Source organism: Pseudomonas sp. B20(2017) (assembly GCF_002113125.1).
In the GTDB taxonomy this organism is placed as follows: domain Bacteria; phylum Pseudomonadota; class Gammaproteobacteria; order Pseudomonadales; family Pseudomonadaceae; genus Aquipseudomonas.
Genome location: NZ_NEJP01000002.1, coordinates 1 through 17,996, shown reverse-complemented (window position 1 = coordinate 17,996; position 17,996 = coordinate 1). Strand labels below are relative to the sequence as shown.

The 17,996-nt window shown below is 60.1% G+C and carries 20 protein-coding genes; 9 read left to right on the top strand and 11 right to left on the bottom strand.

Annotation, left to right across the window (positions count from 1 at the left end):
• Window positions 1–135: 135 nt before the first annotated feature.
• Both CAF63_RS03130 and CAF63_RS03125 read right to left on the bottom strand, forming a co-directional pair.
• Window positions 136–1,011 (bottom strand): alpha/beta fold hydrolase, encoded by an 876-nt coding sequence (locus tag CAF63_RS03130; RefSeq protein ID WP_085683371.1) that lies wholly within the window; start codon window positions 1,009–1,011, stop codon window positions 136–138.
• A 140-nt stretch (window positions 1,012–1,151) separates the two neighbouring features.
• Entirely contained in the window at window positions 1,152–1,610 is a 459-nt protein-coding gene (locus tag CAF63_RS03125) for a VOC family protein (RefSeq protein ID WP_085683370.1), read from the bottom strand.
• A 271-nt stretch (window positions 1,611–1,881) separates the two neighbouring features.
• Between CAF63_RS03125 and CAF63_RS03120 the strand changes: the two genes are divergently transcribed.
• The 3 genes from CAF63_RS03120 to CAF63_RS03110 all read left to right on the top strand — a co-directional run bounded on the left by CAF63_RS03120 (window position 1,882) and on the right by CAF63_RS03110 (window position 4,608).
• Complete coding sequence (locus CAF63_RS03120; protein WP_085683369.1) at window positions 1,882–3,096, top strand: SfnB family sulfur acquisition oxidoreductase; 1,215 nt, start codon at window positions 1,882–1,884, stop codon at window positions 3,094–3,096.
• A 2-nt stretch (window positions 3,097–3,098) separates the two neighbouring features.
• Window positions 3,099–3,764 (top strand): methionine ABC transporter permease, encoded by a 666-nt coding sequence (locus tag CAF63_RS03115; protein WP_007955819.1) that lies wholly within the window; start codon window positions 3,099–3,101, stop codon window positions 3,762–3,764.
• 73 nt (window positions 3,765–3,837) lie between these two features.
• Window positions 3,838–4,608 (top strand): MetQ/NlpA family ABC transporter substrate-binding protein, encoded by a 771-nt coding sequence (locus tag CAF63_RS03110; RefSeq protein WP_039770347.1) that lies wholly within the window; start codon window positions 3,838–3,840, stop codon window positions 4,606–4,608.
• A 37-nt stretch (window positions 4,609–4,645) separates the two neighbouring features.
• On the opposite strand, the gene soxR is transcribed toward CAF63_RS03110, so the two are convergent.
• Window positions 4,646–5,104, bottom strand: a complete 459-nt coding sequence (soxR, locus tag CAF63_RS03105) for a redox-sensitive transcriptional activator SoxR (RefSeq protein ID WP_085683368.1) — start codon at window positions 5,102–5,104, stop codon at window positions 4,646–4,648.
• Window positions 5,105–5,194: 90 nt separating this feature from the next.
• Here soxR and CAF63_RS03100 point away from each other — a divergent pair, with 90 nt between their 5' ends.
• Window positions 5,195–5,560, top strand: a complete 366-nt coding sequence (locus CAF63_RS03100; RefSeq protein ID WP_007955823.1) for an antibiotic biosynthesis monooxygenase — start codon at window positions 5,195–5,197, stop codon at window positions 5,558–5,560.
• On the opposite strand, the gene CAF63_RS03095 is transcribed toward CAF63_RS03100, so the two are convergent.
• The 4 genes from CAF63_RS03095 to msuE are packed head-to-tail and all read right to left on the bottom strand — an operon-like array spanning window position 5,557 to window position 9,601.
• Window positions 5,557–6,660: a sigma-54-dependent Fis family transcriptional regulator gene (locus tag CAF63_RS03095; RefSeq protein ID WP_085683367.1), complete on the bottom strand. Its 1,104-nt coding sequence runs from the start codon at window positions 6,658–6,660 to the stop codon at window positions 5,557–5,559. The two genes, CAF63_RS03100 and CAF63_RS03095, sit on opposite strands and share 4 nt — an antisense overlap.
• Window positions 6,661–6,683: 23 nt before the next feature.
• On the bottom strand, window positions 6,684–7,871 hold the full coding sequence (locus tag CAF63_RS03090) for an acyl-CoA dehydrogenase family protein (protein ID WP_011335232.1): 1,188 nt from the start codon (window positions 7,869–7,871) through the stop codon (window positions 6,684–6,686).
• A 10-nt stretch (window positions 7,872–7,881) separates the two neighbouring features.
• Window positions 7,882–9,027: an FMNH2-dependent alkanesulfonate monooxygenase gene (gene ssuD / locus CAF63_RS03085; RefSeq protein WP_007955828.1), complete on the bottom strand. Its 1,146-nt coding sequence runs from the start codon at window positions 9,025–9,027 to the stop codon at window positions 7,882–7,884.
• Window positions 9,028–9,037: 10 nt separating this feature from the next.
• The gene (msuE, locus tag CAF63_RS03080; RefSeq protein ID WP_085683662.1) at window positions 9,038–9,601 is read right to left on the bottom strand and encodes an FMN reductase; all 564 of its coding nucleotides are present in this window, start codon (window positions 9,599–9,601) and stop codon (window positions 9,038–9,040) included.
• A gap of 389 nt (window positions 9,602–9,990) precedes the next feature.
• Here msuE and CAF63_RS03075 point away from each other — a divergent pair, with 389 nt between their 5' ends.
• The 4 genes from CAF63_RS03075 to CAF63_RS03060 all read left to right on the top strand — a co-directional run bounded on the left by CAF63_RS03075 (window position 9,991) and on the right by CAF63_RS03060 (window position 14,215).
• Window positions 9,991–10,260, top strand: coding sequence for a hypothetical protein (locus CAF63_RS03075; protein WP_085683366.1), 270 nt, complete (start codon window positions 9,991–9,993; stop codon window positions 10,258–10,260).
• Window positions 10,261–10,361: 101 nt separating this feature from the next.
• Window positions 10,362–10,976, top strand: a complete 615-nt coding sequence (locus CAF63_RS03070) for a LysE family translocator (RefSeq protein WP_085683365.1) — start codon at window positions 10,362–10,364, stop codon at window positions 10,974–10,976.
• A gap of 206 nt (window positions 10,977–11,182) precedes the next feature.
• Window positions 11,183–12,349, top strand: a complete 1,167-nt coding sequence (locus CAF63_RS03065) for an aminotransferase class V-fold PLP-dependent enzyme (RefSeq protein ID WP_085683364.1) — start codon at window positions 11,183–11,185, stop codon at window positions 12,347–12,349.
• A gap of 57 nt (window positions 12,350–12,406) precedes the next feature.
• A complete protein-coding gene (locus CAF63_RS03060) occupies window positions 12,407–14,215 on the top strand; it encodes an aminopeptidase P family protein (RefSeq protein ID WP_085683363.1) in 1,809 nt (602 codons plus the stop codon).
• A gap of 9 nt (window positions 14,216–14,224) precedes the next feature.
• Here the strand turns inward: CAF63_RS03060 and CAF63_RS03055 are convergent, their stop codons facing one another.
• Window positions 14,225–14,824 carry a 2-hydroxychromene-2-carboxylate isomerase gene (locus tag CAF63_RS03055; protein WP_085683661.1) on the bottom strand — a complete coding sequence of 200 codons (600 nt, stop codon included), beginning with the start codon at window positions 14,822–14,824 and terminating at the stop codon, window positions 14,225–14,227.
• 33 nt (window positions 14,825–14,857) lie between these two features.
• Complete coding sequence (locus tag CAF63_RS03050; protein WP_085683362.1) at window positions 14,858–15,586, bottom strand: SDR family oxidoreductase; 729 nt, start codon at window positions 15,584–15,586, stop codon at window positions 14,858–14,860.
• 90 nt (window positions 15,587–15,676) lie between these two features.
• Here CAF63_RS03050 and CAF63_RS03045 point away from each other — a divergent pair, with 90 nt between their 5' ends.
• Window positions 15,677–16,246, top strand: coding sequence for a TetR/AcrR family transcriptional regulator (locus CAF63_RS03045; protein ID WP_085683361.1), 570 nt, complete (start codon window positions 15,677–15,679; stop codon window positions 16,244–16,246).
• A 10-nt stretch (window positions 16,247–16,256) separates the two neighbouring features.
• Here CAF63_RS03045 and CAF63_RS03040 read toward each other — a convergent pair whose 3' ends face one another.
• Both CAF63_RS03040 and rhtA read right to left on the bottom strand, forming a co-directional pair.
• Complete coding sequence (locus tag CAF63_RS03040) at window positions 16,257–16,538, bottom strand: hypothetical protein (protein WP_085683360.1); 282 nt, start codon at window positions 16,536–16,538, stop codon at window positions 16,257–16,259.
• Window positions 16,539–16,707: 169 nt separating this feature from the next.
• Complete coding sequence (gene rhtA, locus CAF63_RS03035; protein ID WP_085683359.1) at window positions 16,708–17,595, bottom strand: threonine/homoserine exporter RhtA; 888 nt, start codon at window positions 17,593–17,595, stop codon at window positions 16,708–16,710.
• Between the last annotated feature and the right edge of the window lie 401 nt (window positions 17,596–17,996).

The following is a 17,996-nucleotide window of genomic DNA, read 5'->3' as shown; positions in this document are numbered from 1 at the left end:
ACGGATGAGCGAAGAAAATCCCGATGAAGGATATGAAAGTAAATGTTTCGCGATTGCATGTCCGTGCCATTCCGGCCGATTCATGCAAAGAAGAAGCAGATCTGACGGCCCGCGCCGCCAGACTGAGGGAGGAAATCAGCGGAGAAAGTCGAGCGCTTCGGCCAGCAACAGCTCGGGGACTTCTTCGGCAAGGTAATGGCCGGCCGGCAGGGCCTTGCCGCGTACATCAGCAGCAACTTGTCGCCATTCCTTCAGGGGATCGAAGCACCGACCGACCGTGCCCTCGGCGCCCCACAGCACCAGCAACGGCAGCTTCAGAAGTCGACCAGCGTCAAGGTCGGCGCGGTCATGGTCCAGATCGACACCGGCACTGGCGCGGTAGTCCTCGCAGATCCCGCGGGCGCTGCCGGGAAGTCCGAGACAACGCAGGTATTCTCCGAATGCCTCATTGGTGAACGGCTTGAGCCCGGCGCTGCGACTGCCCATGACACTGCGCAGATAGCCTTCTGGATCGGCTTCGATCAGGGTTTCCGGCAACGGCGCCGGTCTGATCAGGAAGAACCAGTGCCAGTAGGCCCGGGCAAAGGCTTCATTGGTCTGTGCGTACATCGCCAGGGTCGGAGCGATGTCGAGCAGGACCATGCGCTGCACGACCTCGGGATAATCGAGGGCCAGACGATGGGCGACCCGGGCGCCCCGGTCGTGGGCAAGAATCGAGAATTGCTCGAAACCCAGCGCTTTCATCAATTCCGCGCCATCGCGGGCCATTTCGCGTTTGGAGTAATTGAGGTGAGTCTCATCGGCTGGCGGACGGCTGCTGTCGCCGTAACCGCGAAGGTCGGCGGCAACTACCGTGAAGTGTTCGGCCAGTTGCCCTGCGATCTTGTGCCAGATGACGTGGGTCTGTGGGTGCCCGTGTAACAACAGCAAGCCCGCGCCGCTGCCTTTGATGCGGTAGGTGATGTCCACACCGTTGACGTGGCGCTGGTCTTTAATGAATCCGGCAAACATCGGGTGATCCTTTATTCAGGCGGGTGTTCGCATCCTGAAATCGCCGGGCGTTCATGACAAGGTGTGAAGCGTGGTTCGACGGTTCATGAATCGTGTTCGCCCATCCCCGCGCGTTGCGCGGGAATGGACACTCGGCATTGCTAACCCTGCTGAAACATCTCCTTTGCCCGCTGCTCGATCTGCTCTTGCGTCAGATCTTCCTTGCGCGTGGCCAGAAACCACAGATGCCCGTACGGATCTTTCAATGTCCCGCTGCGATCGCCGTAGAACTGATCCTTGACCTCGGACACGCTGGTAGCCCCGGCATCGAGTGCGCGCTGGAACGACTTGTCGACATCGGTCACATACAAGTGCAATCCGACTGACACGGATTTGTCCGGGTTGCTCAACGGCCCTTGATCGCAAGGCGATCCGAGCATTATTGCGCTATCACCAATGCGCAGTTCCGCGTGGCCGATGCCGCCATCGGGCATGCTCAGGCGCATGACTTCGGTAGCACCGAAGGCTTTCTTGTAGAAATCGATGGCTTCGGCAGCTTTGTGAATGCCGAGATAGGGGGTAATGCTGTGATACCCCTCTGAAATGGGTTTGACGCTCATATCGATACTCCCTGTTTATTTGTTGCCCTGTTCTTGTTGGAGGAAGGCGTGCCTTCGCCGGGTAACCGGTCGCTCAACTATAGGCCTGTGCCAGGGGCCCGACCGAGTACCCGACGAGCAGTGTTCAGCCATCGACAGTGAAGCAACAGAATGCGCGGCTTTTTAACTTCAAACCCTGTAAGAAACCTCTGAAAGCCCCGAAAATCAAGGCCTGTCAGTCAGGCACAGAAGCTGCAATGACCCGGTACAACACCGATACCGAGAGTCATCCATGTCTGAATCTGCCGTTTATCCGATCAACCCGCCGGCCGCCCATCGCATCGCCGACGACGCCGAAGCCTTGCGCGTGGCCGCACAGGTCGCCGCCGTCTTGCAGGAACACGCCGCCGAGCGTGACCGCAGACGCGAAGTGCCCGCCGAGATCGTCGATCTGTATTCCAACAGTGGCCTGTGGGGCATCACCGTGCCAAAGGAATACGGCGGCGCGCAGGTGTCTTACGCGGTGCTGGCGCAGGTGATCGCGATCATTTCCGCCGCCGATCCGTCCCTCGGGCAGATCCCGCAAAACCATTACTGCCTGCTCGAAGACATCCGCCTGCAAGGCACGCCGGCGCAGCAGGCACATTTCTTTGAGCTGGCGCTGCAAGGTCATCGCTTCGCCAATGCGCTGTCGGAAACCGGCGGCAAGAATGTGCAGGACATTCAGGCGACCATCCGCCGTTATGGCGACGGTTTCGTGATCAACGGTCGCAAGGGTTACTGCACCGGTTCGCTCTACGCCCACTGGCTGGCGGTGCTGGCGCTGGATGAAGAACAGAAGGGCCAGTTGGCCTTTGTCGAACGCGGTACAAAGGGGCTGGTAATTGTCGACGACTGGGACAGCATCGGCCAGCGCACCACCTCCAGCGGCACTGTGCTGGCGCAGGATTTACAGGTGGCACCGTTCAATCTGTTTCCGACGTACCGTTCCTACGAAAACCCGACCCTGGCCGGGCCGTTCGCCCAGTTGACCACCGCCGCCATCGACGCCGGCATCGCCCGGGCAGCCTTGCGCGATACCGTGGAATTTGTCCGTCAGTTCGCCCGGCCATGGATCGATGCCGGTGTGGAAAAGGCCAGCGAAGATCCGCTGACGATCATTCAGATCGGCGCACTGGAAATCCGCCTGGAAGCTGCCGAAGCCTTGCTCGAACGCGCGGGTTGGGCGCTCGACGCTGCACGTCCGGCACCCGATGAAGACAGCGTCGCACTGGCGTCCCTGGCCGTGGCCAAGGCCAAAGTGCTGACCACCGAAATCGCCATCGAGGCCAGCAACAAACTGTTCGAACTCGGCGGCACCCGCTCGACTTTGAAGAAGCACAACTTCGACCGCCACTGGCGCAACGCCCGGGTTCACACGCTGCATGACCCGGTGCGCTGGAAGTATCACGTGGTCGGCAACTGGCTGCTCAACGGCGTCAAACCACCGCGTCACGACTGGTCCTGATCATGGCCGAGTGGTTCAAACATATTTACTGGGCCGACATCGCCCAGGCCTGTCTCGACACCCTGAGCATGCTCGGCGCGGCGCTGCTGTTCACGGTGTTGCTGGGTTTGCCGCTGGGGCTGCTGCTGTTTCTCACCGGCAAGCGCCAGTTGCATGAAACCGTCGGCCTGTATCGGGTGCTGTCGGTGATCGTGAACATGCTGCGTTCGCTGCCGTTCATCATTTTGCTGATCGTGCTGATTCCGCTGACCACGTTGCTGGTGGGCACGTCGCTGGGCGTGCCCGGGACAATTCCGCCGTTGGTGGTCGGTTGCACACCGTTCTTTGCGCGGCTGGTGGAAACCGCGTTGCGCGAAGTCGATCGCGGCGTGGTCGAGGCGACCCAGGCGATGGGCGCCAACACCTGGCAAATCATCCGCCACACCCTGTTGCCGGAGGCCCGCGGCGGGTTGCTGGCGGCGGTGACGGTCACCGCCATTGTGCTGGTGGATTACACGGCGATGGCCGGCGTGATCGGTGGCGGCGGGCTCGGCGATCTGGCAATCCGCTACGGCTATCAGCGCTTTCAGACCGACGTGATGGTGGTCACCGTGGTGTTGCTGCTGATTCTGGTGCAGGCCCTGCAAATGACCGGCGACCGATTGGTGGCGCATTACAGCCGACGCTGAAAAAACAAGTTCAACCCATAAAGGCCCCACGTTCACCCCACGACGGCCACTCAAATCTGCCTTGGAGCACAGCATGAAAAAGACCCTGGCCGTACTGGCTGCCGTTCTGTCGTTCGGCGCCCATGCCAACGAAAAACTGATCGTCGGTGCCACCCCGGTGCCGCACGCGGAAATCCTCGAGTTCGTCAAACCGACCCTGGCCAAGGAAGGCGTGGATCTGGACATCAAGGTCTTCACTGACTTCATCCAGCCCAACCAGCAACTGGCGCTGAAAAACCTCGACGCCAACTACTACCAGTACCGGCCGTTTCTCGATGATTTCAACAAGACCCGCCACACCGATCTGGTGCCGGTGGTCGGCGTGCACATCGAACCGTTCGGCGCCTACTCGACCAAGATCAAGAACATCTCGGAGCTGAAGGACGGCGCCAGCGTGTCGATCCCCAACGACCCGGTGAACACCGGTCGCGCGCTGGTGTTGCTGCACGAGGCGGGGCTGATCAAACTCAAGGATCCGAGCAACACCCTGGCCACCCAGCGCGACATCGTCGAAAACCCCAAGCACCTGAAAATCCGTGAGCTGGAAGGCGCGTTGCTCGCTCGGTCGGTGAGTCAGGTGGATCTGGCCTTCGTGTTCGCCAACTACGCGCTGGAAGCCGGGATCGACACCAACAGCGCGCTGATCGTTGAGAAGGGCAAGAGCCTGTACATCGAGTTTCTGGTGGCACGTCCCGACAACATCAACGACCCGGGCCTGCAGAAACTGGCCAAGGCGTTGAATTCCGATGAAGTGCGTCAGTTCATTCTGACCCGCTACAAAGGGCAGATTGCGCCGGGCTTCTGATGGATCAAATTGGGGGTTCCCATGGGCATGGGAACCCTCACTTGGGTACGTCGAGAAAGTGCGCTCCCGGCCCTTGCTCGCCCAGCACATCGCCCTGATTGCGCAGCGGGCAGGCTTCCATCGACAGGCATCCGCAACCGATGCAACCGGTCAGCCGGTCCCGCAGCAGCGTCAACTGATTGATCCGCTCGTCCAGCTCACGCCGCCACTGCTCCGACAACACTTTCCAGTCCGCTGCCGTTGGTGCGCGGTTGTCCGGTAGCTGTTTCAACGCCGCGCCAATTTCCGCCAGAGGAATGCCCAGCCGCTGCGCCACCTTGATCAGCGCCACCCGCCGCAGTACTTCCCGTGGATAGCGCCGCTGGTTGCCGGCATTGCGCTGGCTCTTGATCAAACCCCTGGATTCATAAAAGTGCAGGGCGGTGACCGCCACGCCGCTGCGGGCCGCGACTTCGCCCACGGTCAGTTGCTTGTGCACATTTTCCGCAGTGATCATTTGCAAATTGCCCCTTGACCTCTAGTTAAGTCGAGGTTTTACCCTGCAGGCCTTCGAATCGCAAGATTCGTCTGACAGAGTGGGGATGTCATGCAAGCACCAGCGAAAAACCGCAGCTTTACCCAATTGATCGAATTTGAAATCGAACCCGGCCAGCAACCGGCGCTGGTCTCGGCGCTGGCGGTGCAGACCGAACGTCTGGCCCAGCGTTACGCCGGTTTCGTCAGCGCCAGCGTCCAGGCCAGCGACGATGGCCGGCGAGTGTTGAGCTTTCTGCAATGGCAGTCCCGCGAGGCGGGGGAGGCGGCGTTCCAGAGTTTCGAAACCGGTGAGCAGGATTTCTGGCAACTGATCCGCACTCATCAGGCGCGTACCGTGACCTTCGGTTCATTCCAGGTGCTGAGCAGCATCGCCCGCAGTCACGACGACGGTTTGCATTGCCAACTGGTCGGCTAGATCGACAGCTGGATCAAGCGCTCGCCTTGCAGGTTTTCCGTAGGCCGGCGCTTGTTCACCGCCAGTTCGCCGATCTTGATCAGTCGCGTGCGGGTGACGTTGCGGCTCAGGCCGAGCAAGGACGCGGTGTGCACCTGGTTGTAATGGCAGAAGCGATAGGCCGCGCGCAGCAACGCGTCTTCGACTTTTTCATGCAGGGCGCCAGCCTGTTGCTCGAAGAGTTTCTGGAAGGCGCGTTCCAGCAGCGCTTCCGGTGAGTCGTCGGCGGTCGCGTGCTGATCGTCGGAACGGTCGATGCGCAGGTTCGACAGGCGCAGATCGTCGCGTTCGATCACGCCGTTACGGCAGATCAACAACGTGTGATGGATGACGTTTTCCAGTTCACGGATGTTGCCCGGCCAACTGTAGCCGCGCAGCTTGTGTTCGGCGCCGGGACTGATGGTGACGCGCCCGTAACCCAGGCGCTGACTGTAGGCCTCGATGAAGTGCCGGGTCAGCGGCAGGATGTCGCCGGGCCGCTCGCGCAACGGGCTCAGTTCCAGATTGACCACGTTCAGCCGGTAATACAGATCCTCGCGGAAATGCCCGGCGTTGATGGCTTTCTCCAGTTGCACGTTGGTCGCGGCGAGCACCCGTACATCGATGGGAATGCTCTTGCGCGAACCCAAGCGCACCACTTCACGTTCCTGCAACACCCGCAGCAATTTGACCTGAATGGCCATCGGCAGATCGCCGATCTCATCAAGGAACAAGGTGCCGCCATCCGCTTCTTCGAACCACCCGGCCTTGGCGCTGAGGGCGCCGGTGAAGGCGCCTTTTTCATGGCCGAACAGTTCGGCTTCCACCAGCGATTCGGAAAACGCCCCGCAGTTCACCGCAATGAACGGCCGGTTGCGTCGGTTGCTCAGGTTGTGGATATGCCGCGCCACTAACTCTTTACCGGTGCCAGTTTCGCCGATGATCAGCACGCTGGCTTCGCTCGGTGCGACTTGTTGCAGATGCGCGAGCAGGGCCTGGGATTTCGGGTCTTCGAACACCTGGGCGGTGGCGCGAATCGACGTGGCCAGGGCGGGTGAGGGCGGCAGGGTCAGCAGTTGCATGGGTCTCGCTCCACGAAAGGAAATCAGGAATAGAACGTCGGCACCGGCAGGGACTGGTTCAGCGCCCAGTCGCCCAGCTCGTGGAGTTTGTAATCCAGCGGATCGTGCAGGGTTTGCGTGCGCAGGTTGCGCCAGTGTCGGTCCAGACGCAGCGATGCGTGGGTCGAGCGGGCGCCGGTGACTTCGAACAATCGGCTACAAATCTCCAGGCCCTGGCGACTGGCGGCGACCTTGGCCGTGGCAATCGCTGTGGCCAGGTGACCGCGCTCTTCGGCGCTCAGGTTCGGGCCTTTGGCCCAGGCTTCGTCGAGCAATGCGGCTGCGCGTTCCACCAGCAGACGGATGCCTTCAAGGGCAACCCAAAACTCGCCGTAATGGGCCAGCACATACGGGTCTTCACGCACCTCGCGCACCGAGGATTTGTGCCAGACACGGGTTTCACTCAGGGTGTATTGCCGCGCTTCTTCAAAGGCCCCTTCGGCGATGCCGAGGAACATGTGGGTGAATGTCAGCTGCGCGATCAAAGGGCGCAAACAGGCGAACGGTGTGCTCAACGGGCCCGGATCCAGCAGCAGCTCCGATTCTTCTACCCGGACTCGTTCGAACGTAGCGCTGCCGCTGTCGGTCTGGCGCTGGCCGATGTTGTTCCAGTCGTTGTGCAGGGTGATGCCGCTGCGACCGCTGGGGATCGCCGCGATCAGCAGTTTGCCGCCGTTGCTTTCGTCCACCGCCGAGGCGATCAGCATCTGTGAGTCGCTGGCGCCGGAGCAGAAGCTCTTCTTGCCGGAAAACTCGCGCCAGCCACCGAGGTCCTTGACCACGGTGCGGGTGTCCAGCGGATTGAGCGCGTTACCCCAGAACCAGTTCTGCCGCGCGGTCTGTTCGAACCACGGTTGCCATTGTTCGGGGCGGGAAAACAGGCGCACGGTGGCGAGCATCAAATGATGAAAACCGAAGACGTGGGCGATCGAGCTGTCGACCTTGGCGAACTCGCGCACGACTTGCAGGGTTTCGCTCCAGCGCGCGCCGAGGCCGCCGTAACGGGTGGGAATGCTCAGGGCCAGCAGACCGCTGTCGCGCAGGGCGTCGCGTTCGGCTTTCGGTGTGCCGCCGCGCTCGTCGCGTTCGACGGCGGTAAGGGCGAATTCGGCTGCCAGTTGGCGGGCGGTCTGCAACGGGGAGAGCAAGGTGCTTTGCGGTTTGGCAGTCACTCGGTCTTCCTCAGGCGTTGGCTTTGGCGGGCAGAACATCATTGGCGATCATTTCGCCAAACGGCCCGGTGAGGTTGGTGACACCGCGTCCGGCCAGACTTGCATATGGCTCGGGCAACAACGGGAAGACCAGCTCGGCAAAGCGGTAGGCCTCTTCGAGATGCGGATAACCGGAAAAGATGAAGCTCTCAATGCCAAGGTCTGCGTATTCCTTGATCCGCGCTGCCACTTGCTGCGGATCACCGACCAATGCAGTGCCGGCCCCACCTCGCACCAGACCGACGCCGGCCCACAGGTTGGGGGCGATTTCCAGGTTGTCGCGGCGCCCGTCGTGCAGGGCGGCCATGCGTCGCTGGCCCTCGGAGTCGAAACGGGAAAAGGATTTCTGCGCGGCCTCGATGGTTTCGTCGCTGATGTGCTCGATGAGTTTGTCGGCGGCTTTCCAGGCCTCTTCGGCGGTCTCGCGCACGATCACGTGCAGGCGAATGCCGAACTTCACCTTGCGCCCGTGACGGGCGGCGCGTTCGCGCACATCGGCGAGTTTTTCGGCGACGGCGGCCGGTGGTTCGCCCCAGGTCAGGTATACGTCGACCTGCTCGGCGGCCAAGTCGTGGGCCGCGTCGGAGGAGCCGCCGAAGTACAGCGGCGGATAGGGTTTCTGCACCGGTGGATACAGCGCCTTGGCGTTTTGCACTTTCAGGTGTTTGCCTTCGAAATCCACCGCTTCGCCTTGCAACACCCGGCGCCAGATCTTGAGGAATTCGTCGGTGACTTCGTAGCGTTCGCTGTGGCTGAGGAAGCTGCCATCGCCGCGGTTTTCGTCCGGATCACCGCCGGTCACGACGTTGATCAGCAAGCGGCCGTTGGACAGTCGATCCAGGGTCGCGGCCATGCGCGCCGAAACCGTTGGCGAGATGATCCCCGGACGGATCGCCACCAGATAACGCAGGCGTTCGGTCAGCGGCACCAGTGCCGATGCGATCACCCACGAATCCTCGCAGGACCGCCCGGTGGGAATCAGTACGCCGTGGTAGCCGAGGCTGTCCGCAGCTTGCGCCACCTGTTTCAGGTAATTGAGGGTGACCGGGCGTGCGCCTTGGGTGGTGCCCAGATAGTGACCGTCGCCGTGAGTCGGCAGGAACCAGAAAACATCCATGAACAGCTCCTCAGGCGATTTTCAGCAACGGTTTGAGGTGAGCACCGAACAGCGGCGCGGCGCGTTCGGCGGCCAGACGGATGCGCGCCTTGAGCGGTTCGCTGGTGATCTGGTAGTCGGCGAAATCGGCTTCGGTGGCGTACACGCCGATCGGCAGGGTCACGGCCTGGAAGAAGCTGAACAGCGGGCGCAACTGGTGATCGAGGACCAACGCATGGCGTTCGCTGCCACCGGTGGCGGCGAGTAGCACTGGTGTGTCGATCAGCGCATTCAGGTCGATCAGGTCGAACAAATGCTTGAGCAGTCCCGGATAGGAACCGCGATACACCGGCGCGGCGACGATCAGCAGATCAGCCTGTTCGATGGCTTGCAGCTCGGCTTCGATCTCGGCCGGTAGCTCCTGACGGGACAGCGCGGCGCCCAGCGGGCGGGCGATGTCGCCCAGTTCGATCAGGTGACTCTCGACCGGCAGGTGCCCGGACAATTCGGCCAGCAGGGCCTGGGTCAGCACCAGGGTGCGGGACGGACGCCAGGTTCCGCCGGACACGGCGACGACTTTCAGTGGACGCGACATGGTCAGTTCCTTTTTCAACAGTTGCTCGGCGAGCAGTGAGTAGTCACCGGAGCAGAGCAAACGCTGTACCAATTCCTGTGAGGCCCGTATTCCGGGGCTTTGAACGTTTTCGAGGGCTGTGGCCCTGTGACTTTCAGACCGGTTTGTTGAACTGCTGTTGCCAGAGAAACAGTTGCTGGAGCAACAGTGCCGAACGCGATGAGGGATTTATAAAGGCTGGCTGTTATTCCGTAAAAGACTGTTAATTGATATTGATAGGTCTTTCGAGAATATGCAGAGCGAATACTGGCCGAATTCTGATAGCCACTATTGAGAGCGTTGATTTCTGCCAGAGCGTGCCCGGGCGTAGCCTTTCTCCATCGACCCACACTGCTCGCCAGGACGCTCCCATGAATCGTTTACTGACTGTTTCGCTGATGCTCGCTCTCTCCGTTCTCGCCGGTTGCGCGAGCCACGTTTCCCCGGAACTGCGCCCTTACACTGCAGAAGAAACCCGCGAACTGGCCCTCGAAACCTTGAACCGTCGCGGCCTGTCCTACGAGGAATATCATGCGAAAAAAGCCGAATTGCTCGGCCAGCCACGGAAGACTTTCGGGTTTGATAACAAGGGTGAGATGAGCGCCGAGCGGGCCGTACAGCTGCACGGTCGTCCAAGCTGATTGAGAACTGTACTGCTCGAAGTTTTTCCCAACTGTCCGTGGGTTTGCGGGCCGCCGTGGGATAGGGTCAACACCTGAATGACCCTGACGGACTGCCTGCCATGACCCTCTCGCTCGACCTGTTGCTGGGCTTTGCCCTGTTTGCCTTTGTCACCTCGATCACACCGGGGCCGAACAACACCATGTTGCTGGCATCGGGCGTGAACTTCGGCTTTAACCGCACCATCCCCCATATGCTCGGCATTACCTGCGGCTTTTTCGTGCTGGTGGTGGCAGTGGGTTTTGGCCTGGGCGCGGTGTTCCAGACTTATCCGCTGCTTTATACGGTCCTGCGTTACGTCGGCGCGGCGTACTTGCTGTACCTGGCGTGGAAAATCGCTCACTCCGGCCCGGTCGGCGACAGCGAGTCGGGCGAGGCGAAACCGATCAGCTATCTCGGCGCGGCCGCTTTCCAGTGGGTCAATCCCAAGGCGTGGATCATGGCCATCGGTGCCATCAGCACGTACACGCCGATGCAGGGTTATTTCACCAACGTGATCGTGATTGCGGCGGTATTTGCCATCATCAACTTGCCGAGCGTCGGCGTCTGGGCGGCGTGTGGGACTCTTTTGCGCAACGTACTGAAGGATCGCCGCTGGTTGCGGGTGTTCAACTGGGGCATGGCGGCGCTGCTGGTGATTTCGCTGTATCCGTTACTCCTTGAAAGCTTTCGCTGACGCAGTGCTACAACCGCCGGCCCGATGCCTGTTAAAGTCGCGTGCAGGAGCGTTCCTACGCACTTTTAAATGAAGTTGTTCTTCTTTAACGGCATCCGATCAGGTATTGATGACGCTCTCGAACCCGGACGCAGCTCACAAGGCTGCGTCGTGCCGTTTGTAGACACGAGCTTCCTGATCCCGGAACACGCTCTGCGAGTCTTTTTATGAACACACGTCCGCTGTATTTCGATTACGCCGCCACCACCCCGGTGGACGAGCGGGTCATCCAGGTGATGATCGAGTGTCTGGGTTTCAACGGTAACTTCGGCAACCCGGCCTCCAGTTCCCACGCCTTCGGCCAGCAGGCCCGGCAAACGGTCGAGAACGCTCGCCGGCAAGTCGCCGAACTGGTCGGCGCCCAGGCGCAACAGATCGTCTGGACCTCCGGCGCCACCGAATCCAACAACCTTGCCCTTAAAGGCGTGGCCCAGGCCCGTGGAGTTTCCGGCGGCCACATCATCACCAGTCAGATCGAACACAAGGCCATCCTCGACACCGCCCGGCAATTGCAGGACGCCGGTGTCGCCGTGACCTATCTGGTGCCGGACGCCGAAGGTTTGATTACCCCGCAAGCGGTCAGCGAAGCGATGCGCGATGACACCTTTCTGGTGTCGCTGATGCTGGTCAACAACGAACTCGGCACCGTCAACGACATCCCGGCCATCGGCGAAGTGGTGCGTGGGCGCGGGGCATTGTTCCACGTCGATGCGGCCCAGGGCGCCGGCAAGGTCGCGATCGATCTGGCGCAATGGCCGGTAGACCTCATGTCGTTTTCGGCGCACAAACTTTACGGCCCCAAAGGTATCGGTGCGCTGTACGTCGGCCCGCATGCGCAGCAGCGTTTGCAGGCGCAGATTCACGGTGGTGGGCACGAGGGCGGGTTGCGTTCCGGTACGCTGGCCACTCACCAGATTGCTGCCATGGGCTCGGCATTTGCCCTGGCCGCCGAGGCGTTTGATGACGAGAAGAAAATCATCGTCGCGTTGCGCGAACGACTGCTCAAACAACTCTTGAGCCTGCCCGGCGTGCGCCTCAACGGCAGCTCCACCCAACGTATCCCGCACACCTTGAGCCTGACCTTCAGCGAAGGCAAGTTCAACCCGGCGGCGCTGAGCCATTCGATCGCGTTTTCCGCGACTTCGGCCTGCAATTCCGCCAGCAACACACCGTCCCACGTTTTGCTGGCATTGGGGCATGACGCGCACCTGGCGGGACGCACGATTCGCCTGAGCCTCGGCCGTTTCACCACCGCTCAAGACATCGACAAGGCTGTAGAACTGATCAAGACCGCCTGCGCCAGTGCTCCGGCATTCTGGGCGACAGGGCTTTAACGAGCCGGCTTCGAACGGCACCGAACAATAACGATGAAGTGATTGGCAGGAGACATGATGAGTACCCAGACTTTGACCGAAGGAACGGTTCCCCAGCGCCTCGCGCACACCCGTGAACTGATGCGTCGCGAAGGTATCCACGCGTTGCTGGTGCCGTCCGCCGACCCGCACCTGTCGGAATACTTGCCGGGTTACTGGCAGGGCCGGCAATGGTTGTCGGGTTTCCATGGCTCGGTCGGCACGTTGATTGTCACCAACGATTTCGCCGGGGTCTGGGCTGACAGCCGTTACTGGGAACAGGCGACCAAGGAGCTCAAGGGCAGCGGCATCGAGCTGGTGAAACTGCAACCGGGTCAGCCGAGCCCGCTGGACTGGCTGGCCGAGCAGACACCGGAAGGTGGCGTGGTCGCGGTCGACGGCGCAGTGATGGCCGTTGCGTCGGCGCGTACCCTGGGCAGCAAGCTCGAAGCGCGAGGCGCCAGTCTGCGTACCGACATCGACTTGTTGAAAGAAGTCTGGAGCGATCGCCCGGCGTTGCCGAACGCGCCGATCTACCAGCACCTGCCACCGCAGGCGACTGTCAGCCGTGGCGAGAAACTCGGCAAACTGCGCGAAACCTTGCAGGAACGCGGCGCCGATTGGCACTTCATCGCCACCCTCGACGATATCGCCTGGTTGTTCAACCTGCGTGGCGGCGATGTGTCGTTCAACCCGGTATTCGTTTCCTTCGCCTTGATCAGTCAGCAACAAGCCACGCTGTTTGTGGCCTTGAGCAAGGTTGATGCTGAGCTGCGTGCCGTGCTGGAAAAGGACGGCGTGACCCTGCGCGATTACAGCGAAGTCGCTGATGCCCTGCGTGCGATTCCGAGTGGCGCGAGCCTGTTGGTGGATCCCGCGCGGGTCACCAGCGGTCTGCTGGACAACCTCGACAGTGGCGTGAAACTGGTCGAAGGCCTGAACCCGACCACGCTGGCCAAGTCGCAGAAGAGCCTGGCGGACGCCGGGCATATTCGTCAGGCGATGGAGCAGGATGGCGCGGCGCTGTGCGAGTTTTTCACCTGGCTGGAATCAGCATGGGGTCGTGAGCGCATTACCGAGCTGACCATTGACGAAAAACTCACGGCGGCCCGTGAGCGTCGTCCGGATTACGTGTCGCTGAGTTTCAACACCATCGCTGCGTTCAACGCCAACGGCGCGATGCCGCATTACCACGCCACCCCGGAAGAGCACGCGGTGATCGAGGGTGACGGCTTGTTGCTGATCGACTCTGGTGGTCAATACCTGGGCGGCACTACCGACATTACGCGGATGGTGGCGGTCGGTACGCCAACCGAAGAGCAGAAACGCGACTGCACCCGCGTCCTGAAAGGCGTGATTGCGTTGTCCCGAGCGCGATTCCCGAAAGGCATTCTGTCGCCGTTGCTGGATGCAATTGCCCGAGCGCCGATCTGGGCTGAAAACGTGGATTATGGCCACGGCACGGGCCACGGCGTGGGTTATTTCCTGAACGTTCACGAAGGTCCGCAGGTGATCGCCTATCAGGCTGCGCCGGCGCCACAGACTGCCATGCAGCCAGGGATGATCACCTCTATCGAACCGGGTACTTATCGTCCGGGCCGCTGGGGTGTGCGGATCGAGAACCTGGCGATGAACGTTGAAGCGGGAAGCAGCGAGTTCGGCGAGTTCCTCAAGTTCGAAACCCTGACCCTGTGTCCGATCGACACCCGCTGCCTGGAACCGTCGTTGCTGACGCAGGAAGAGAAGCAGTGGTTCAACGACTATCACGCTGAAGTGCGCGAGCGTCTGAGCCCGCTGCTTGAAGGTGCGGCGCTGGAGTGGTTGAACACTCGTACCGCCGCGATTTGACCTGAACCGCTAAGGCGCTGCTTGCAGCGCCTGTTCGACGAATTCGAGTCGATCCTGGCCGAAGAACATTTGGTCACCGACGAACATGCTTGGAGCACCGAAAACACCGCGTTTAACGGCGATTTCGGTGTTTTCCTTGAGTGCGCCTTTCACGGCTTCGTCGTTGGTCAGTGCCAGCACTTCGTCAGGAACGAATCCGTTCTCGATCAATACCGCCCCAACCGTTGCCGGATCATCCAGGCAGCGTCCTTCACCCCAGAGTGCGTTGAACAGACAGTCGATAAATGCCTGAAAGCGTTCCGGATGGCGCAATTGCATGCCGGTAACAGCACGCATCAGCATCAGCGTATTGATCGGAAAGTGCGGATTGAATTTCAACACTACACCGTAGCGTTGCGCATAGCGGTCGAGGTCCTGAAACATGTACCGCCCCTTGGCCGGAATCATCGCAGGTGATGCGTTACCGGTGGCTTTGAACACTCCGCCCAGCAGCATCGGGATGTAGATCAATTCTGCACCGTTGTCGGCGCAGATTTTCGGCAATTGGGTATACGCCAGGTAAGTCGCCGGGCTGCCGAGATCGAAATAGAACTCCACGGTTTTGCTCATCATCGCTGCACTCTGTTTTTGTTATTGGAGGGATTACCAGCGTTCATTCCACGGACGCAGATCAAGCTCGAACGTCCACGCGTCCCGTGGCTGGCTATGCAGATACCAGTAGTTATCGGCGATATGTTCGGGGTTGAGAATGCCGTCCTCATCCTTGGTAGCATATTTGTCAGGGAAATTGTCGCGGATGAAATCGGTATCGATGGCGCCGTCGACCACGACGTGGGCGACGTGGATGTTCATCGGGCCAAGCTCTCTGGCCATGCTCTGTGCCAGAGCGCGGATACCGTGTTTGGCCCCTGCGAATGCGGCAAAGCCGGAGGCGCCGCGCAATCCGGCAGTCGCGCCGGTGAACAGGATCGTGCCGCGGCGGCGAGTCACCATCCGTTTGGCGACTTCCCGGGCATTGAGGAATCCGGAGAAACAGGCCATTTCCCAGATCTTGAAATACTTGCGGGCGGTTTCTTCGAGGATGCTGCACGGCACATTGGCGCCGATATTGAAAACGAACGCTTCAATCGGCCCGAGACGAGTTTCGATATCTTCTATCAGCGCTATCACGTCTTCTTCCTTGCGTGCGTCGCAGGCAAAACCTTGGGCTTCACCGCCGTCCGCCTGAATGGCTTCCACCAACGGCTGCAATTTGTCGGCGCTGCGCCGCGTGACGCAAGCGATGAAGCCTTCCTTGGCGAACCGTTTGGCGATGGCACCGCCCGTGGCATCACCTGCACCGACAACCAATACGACCTTTTTGTTATTCATGGGTGAACCCTTTAGTAAACGATCGTTAAGTGAACGAACGTTATGCTAGGATTTGCTCAGCGTCAAGGCACCCAATGTGAGGACAATTACATGCGGTATTCCGCCGGTCACAAGCTGGAAACCAAAGAAAAGCTCCTGCAAAGCAGCTCGCTGTCTGCGAAAAAGACCGGATTTTCTTCGATGGGCGTTGATGGTCTGATGAAGGCAATTGGCCTGAGTGGCGCAGCGTTCTACAGCCATTTCTCGTCCAAGGACGCGTTGTTCGCGGCTATCGTCGAGCGTGAGTTGTGCCAGAGTCTTGAGCGCTTGGGCGGGCAGGGTACGCAAGATCGCGAACGGCTGGAGCGGTGCCTGAAACTGTATCTGAGCATGTCCCATGTCGAGCAGCCTGAGCTGGGCTGTGCATTGCCCGCGCTTGGCGCAGAGATCGCGCGGTCGGATATTGTTGTGCGGGAACAGGCTGAATTGTGGATTTGTAAACTTCAGGAAAGTTGGGCGCAGATTCTGGAAAGCGACAGCCTGGCATGGGCCATTCTGTCGCAATGTGTCGGGGCGCTGGTCGTGGCGCGTATGTTGGCGTCACCGAAGATTCAGCAGCGGGTGCTGAAGTCCTGTCATGAAGAGATCGGGAACCAGCTCGCCGCTTCGCGAACGCAGTAGCGGCGATGGTTTATTTGCAGATGACGATCATGCTGCGGCTGGTATAGCCGGCGGGGTTGAGACCAAACGGGTAATCGCCCGGTTCTTCCACGGTATCACCTGACTTTGCGATGACCTTGTAGCCCTTCGGCGCGCAAGAGTTCGCGGCGCTGGTGTAGCACTTGTCCCAAGAGGAGGACAATCCCGAACAGTTGATGTGCAGCCCTTTCTTGCCATGTTTGACCTGGGTCTTCGACGTCGCCGCGCAACCCGCAACGGCGAGTATGGCGATCAGTATCAAAATTCGTTTCATTACCGTCCTTATGGCGGCCTCGAGTCTGGCGCTCGGGTCTGCCTGTATGCACTCTCGCTTGACGCGTTCCGATGTCCCTATCCGAAAAAATCCATGTCTGGCATTGGGTTGCGAGGCTAAACATGGCCTAAATGAGCGTCAATTGCCAGACCTTCGTTCAATCCTCTTTTCAATCCGCCGCAATGACGGGTTTGGCAGTGCTGCCCATTGTCATGGTTGCACCGACGGAGGCCAGAATAATGCACAGGATCGCCATCCATTGTGACAAAGAAAGGTATTCCTGAAGGAATAGCAGGCCCGACAGCGCTCCAAAGGCCGGTTCGATGCTCATCAGTGTGCCAAAGGTGCGCGCTGGCATACGAGTGAGAGCGACCATTTCCAGCGTATAAGGGAGGGCGGTAGACAGTATCGCGACGCCGATAGCGATCGGGATCAATGCTGGAGTCAGCAATGCGCTGCCGGCGTGGACGATACCGATGGGGGCGACGAACAGGGCAGCGATCATCACGCCAAGCGCTGCGGTGGTCACGCCGTTATCTGCGCCGGCCTTCTGGCCAAACAGAATGTATAGCGCCCAGCAAACGCCGGCTCCCACTGCATAACCTGCACCCACCAGATCGATACCCGCTGTCGTAGCGCCGGTTGGTATCAACAGCAATAAGCCGACGGCTGCCAGGGCAATCCACAAAAAGTCGATCGCGCGGCGTGAAGCATAGATGGCGACTGCCAGCGGGCCGGTGAACTCCAGGGCGACTGCGATGCCGAGTGGAACAGTGCGTAACGACATATAGAAGAGGAAATTCATGCCGCCTAGCGCCATCCCGTAGACAATCACTGTACGCAGCGACTTGGCTGTCAGCTTCGCTCTCCAGGGTTTGAGCAATAACAGCATGATGACGCTGGCGAAGATCAGGCGCAGGGTGGTAGTGCCTTGAGCGCCAACGATGGGGAACATGCTTTTAGCCAGCGAGGCCCCGGACTGGATTGATGCCATGGCTATTAATAGAAGGCCAACCGGGAACAGGGTTGAGGCAAGGCGGCGAGGCTGGTCGTTCATTGCGTGGCATCATCCGGCGAAGGAGCTGAGGTGTGTTGGGCAATATAGTGCGCACTCGCTGCGTTCGCGTCTATATAGAAGCGGCCTTTTTCCCTTTCTTGATAGAAAACTCAAATTAAGGGTTGACGGCAGATTCTGAGTCTCTATAATTCGCCCCACTTCCGGCGCAGTCGAAACGGAAAACTCCTTGATATTCAATGAGTTAAGTAGGTTTCGAGCATGGGTCGCTTCAGTTCATCGAAGCCTGGAAGGAGTTGGAAATGCCGGATTGTTCGGCGCTTTCAACGGTTCGATCTTCTCGGTCGAAAGCGGAGAAAAAGAGGTGTTGACAGCAGCGTGTAACGCTGTAGAATTCGCCTCCCGCTAACGAGAGATCGGAAGCGCAAGTGGTTGAAGTTGTT

What these genes read in the sequence shown, in the direction of transcription:
- CAF63_RS03050 (WP_085683362.1), bottom strand. Translation starts at nt 15,586, where the DNA reads ATGAATAACAAAAAGGTCGTATTGGTTGTCGGTGCAGGTGATGCCACG.
- CAF63_RS03130 (WP_085683371.1), bottom strand. Translation starts at nt 1,011, where the DNA reads ATGTTTGCCGGATTCATTAAAGACCAGCGCCACGTCAACGGTGTGGAC.
- CAF63_RS03075 (WP_085683366.1), top strand. Translation starts at nt 9,991, where the DNA reads ATGAATCGTTTACTGACTGTTTCGCTGATGCTCGCTCTCTCCGTTCTC.
- CAF63_RS03065 (WP_085683364.1), top strand. Translation starts at nt 11,183, where the DNA reads ATGAACACACGTCCGCTGTATTTCGATTACGCCGCCACCACCCCGGTG.
- CAF63_RS03110 (WP_039770347.1), top strand. Translation starts at nt 3,838, where the DNA reads ATGAAAAAGACCCTGGCCGTACTGGCTGCCGTTCTGTCGTTCGGCGCC.
- CAF63_RS03045 (WP_085683361.1), top strand. Translation starts at nt 15,677, where the DNA reads ATGCGGTATTCCGCCGGTCACAAGCTGGAAACCAAAGAAAAGCTCCTG.
- CAF63_RS03100 (WP_007955823.1), top strand. Translation starts at nt 5,195, where the DNA reads ATGCAAGCACCAGCGAAAAACCGCAGCTTTACCCAATTGATCGAATTT.
- CAF63_RS03120 (WP_085683369.1), top strand. Translation starts at nt 1,882, where the DNA reads ATGTCTGAATCTGCCGTTTATCCGATCAACCCGCCGGCCGCCCATCGC.
- CAF63_RS03055 (WP_085683661.1), bottom strand. Translation starts at nt 14,824, where the DNA reads ATGAGCAAAACCGTGGAGTTCTATTTCGATCTCGGCAGCCCGGCGACT.
- CAF63_RS03115 (WP_007955819.1), top strand. Translation starts at nt 3,099, where the DNA reads ATGGCCGAGTGGTTCAAACATATTTACTGGGCCGACATCGCCCAGGCC.
- CAF63_RS03040 (WP_085683360.1), bottom strand. Translation starts at nt 16,538, where the DNA reads ATGAAACGAATTTTGATACTGATCGCCATACTCGCCGTTGCGGGTTGC.
- CAF63_RS03070 (WP_085683365.1), top strand. Translation starts at nt 10,362, where the DNA reads ATGACCCTCTCGCTCGACCTGTTGCTGGGCTTTGCCCTGTTTGCCTTT.
- soxR (WP_085683368.1), bottom strand. Translation starts at nt 5,104, where the DNA reads ATGATCACTGCGGAAAATGTGCACAAGCAACTGACCGTGGGCGAAGTC.
- ssuD (WP_007955828.1), bottom strand. Translation starts at nt 9,027, where the DNA reads ATGGATGTTTTCTGGTTCCTGCCGACTCACGGCGACGGTCACTATCTG.
- CAF63_RS03125 (WP_085683370.1), bottom strand. Translation starts at nt 1,610, where the DNA reads ATGAGCGTCAAACCCATTTCAGAGGGGTATCACAGCATTACCCCCTAT.
- rhtA (WP_085683359.1), bottom strand. Translation starts at nt 17,595, where the DNA reads ATGAACGACCAGCCTCGCCGCCTTGCCTCAACCCTGTTCCCGGTTGGC.
- CAF63_RS03060 (WP_085683363.1), top strand. Translation starts at nt 12,407, where the DNA reads ATGAGTACCCAGACTTTGACCGAAGGAACGGTTCCCCAGCGCCTCGCG.
- CAF63_RS03095 (WP_085683367.1), bottom strand. Translation starts at nt 6,660, where the DNA reads ATGCAACTGCTGACCCTGCCGCCCTCACCCGCCCTGGCCACGTCGATT.
- msuE (WP_085683662.1), bottom strand. Translation starts at nt 9,601, where the DNA reads ATGTCGCGTCCACTGAAAGTCGTCGCCGTGTCCGGCGGAACCTGGCGT.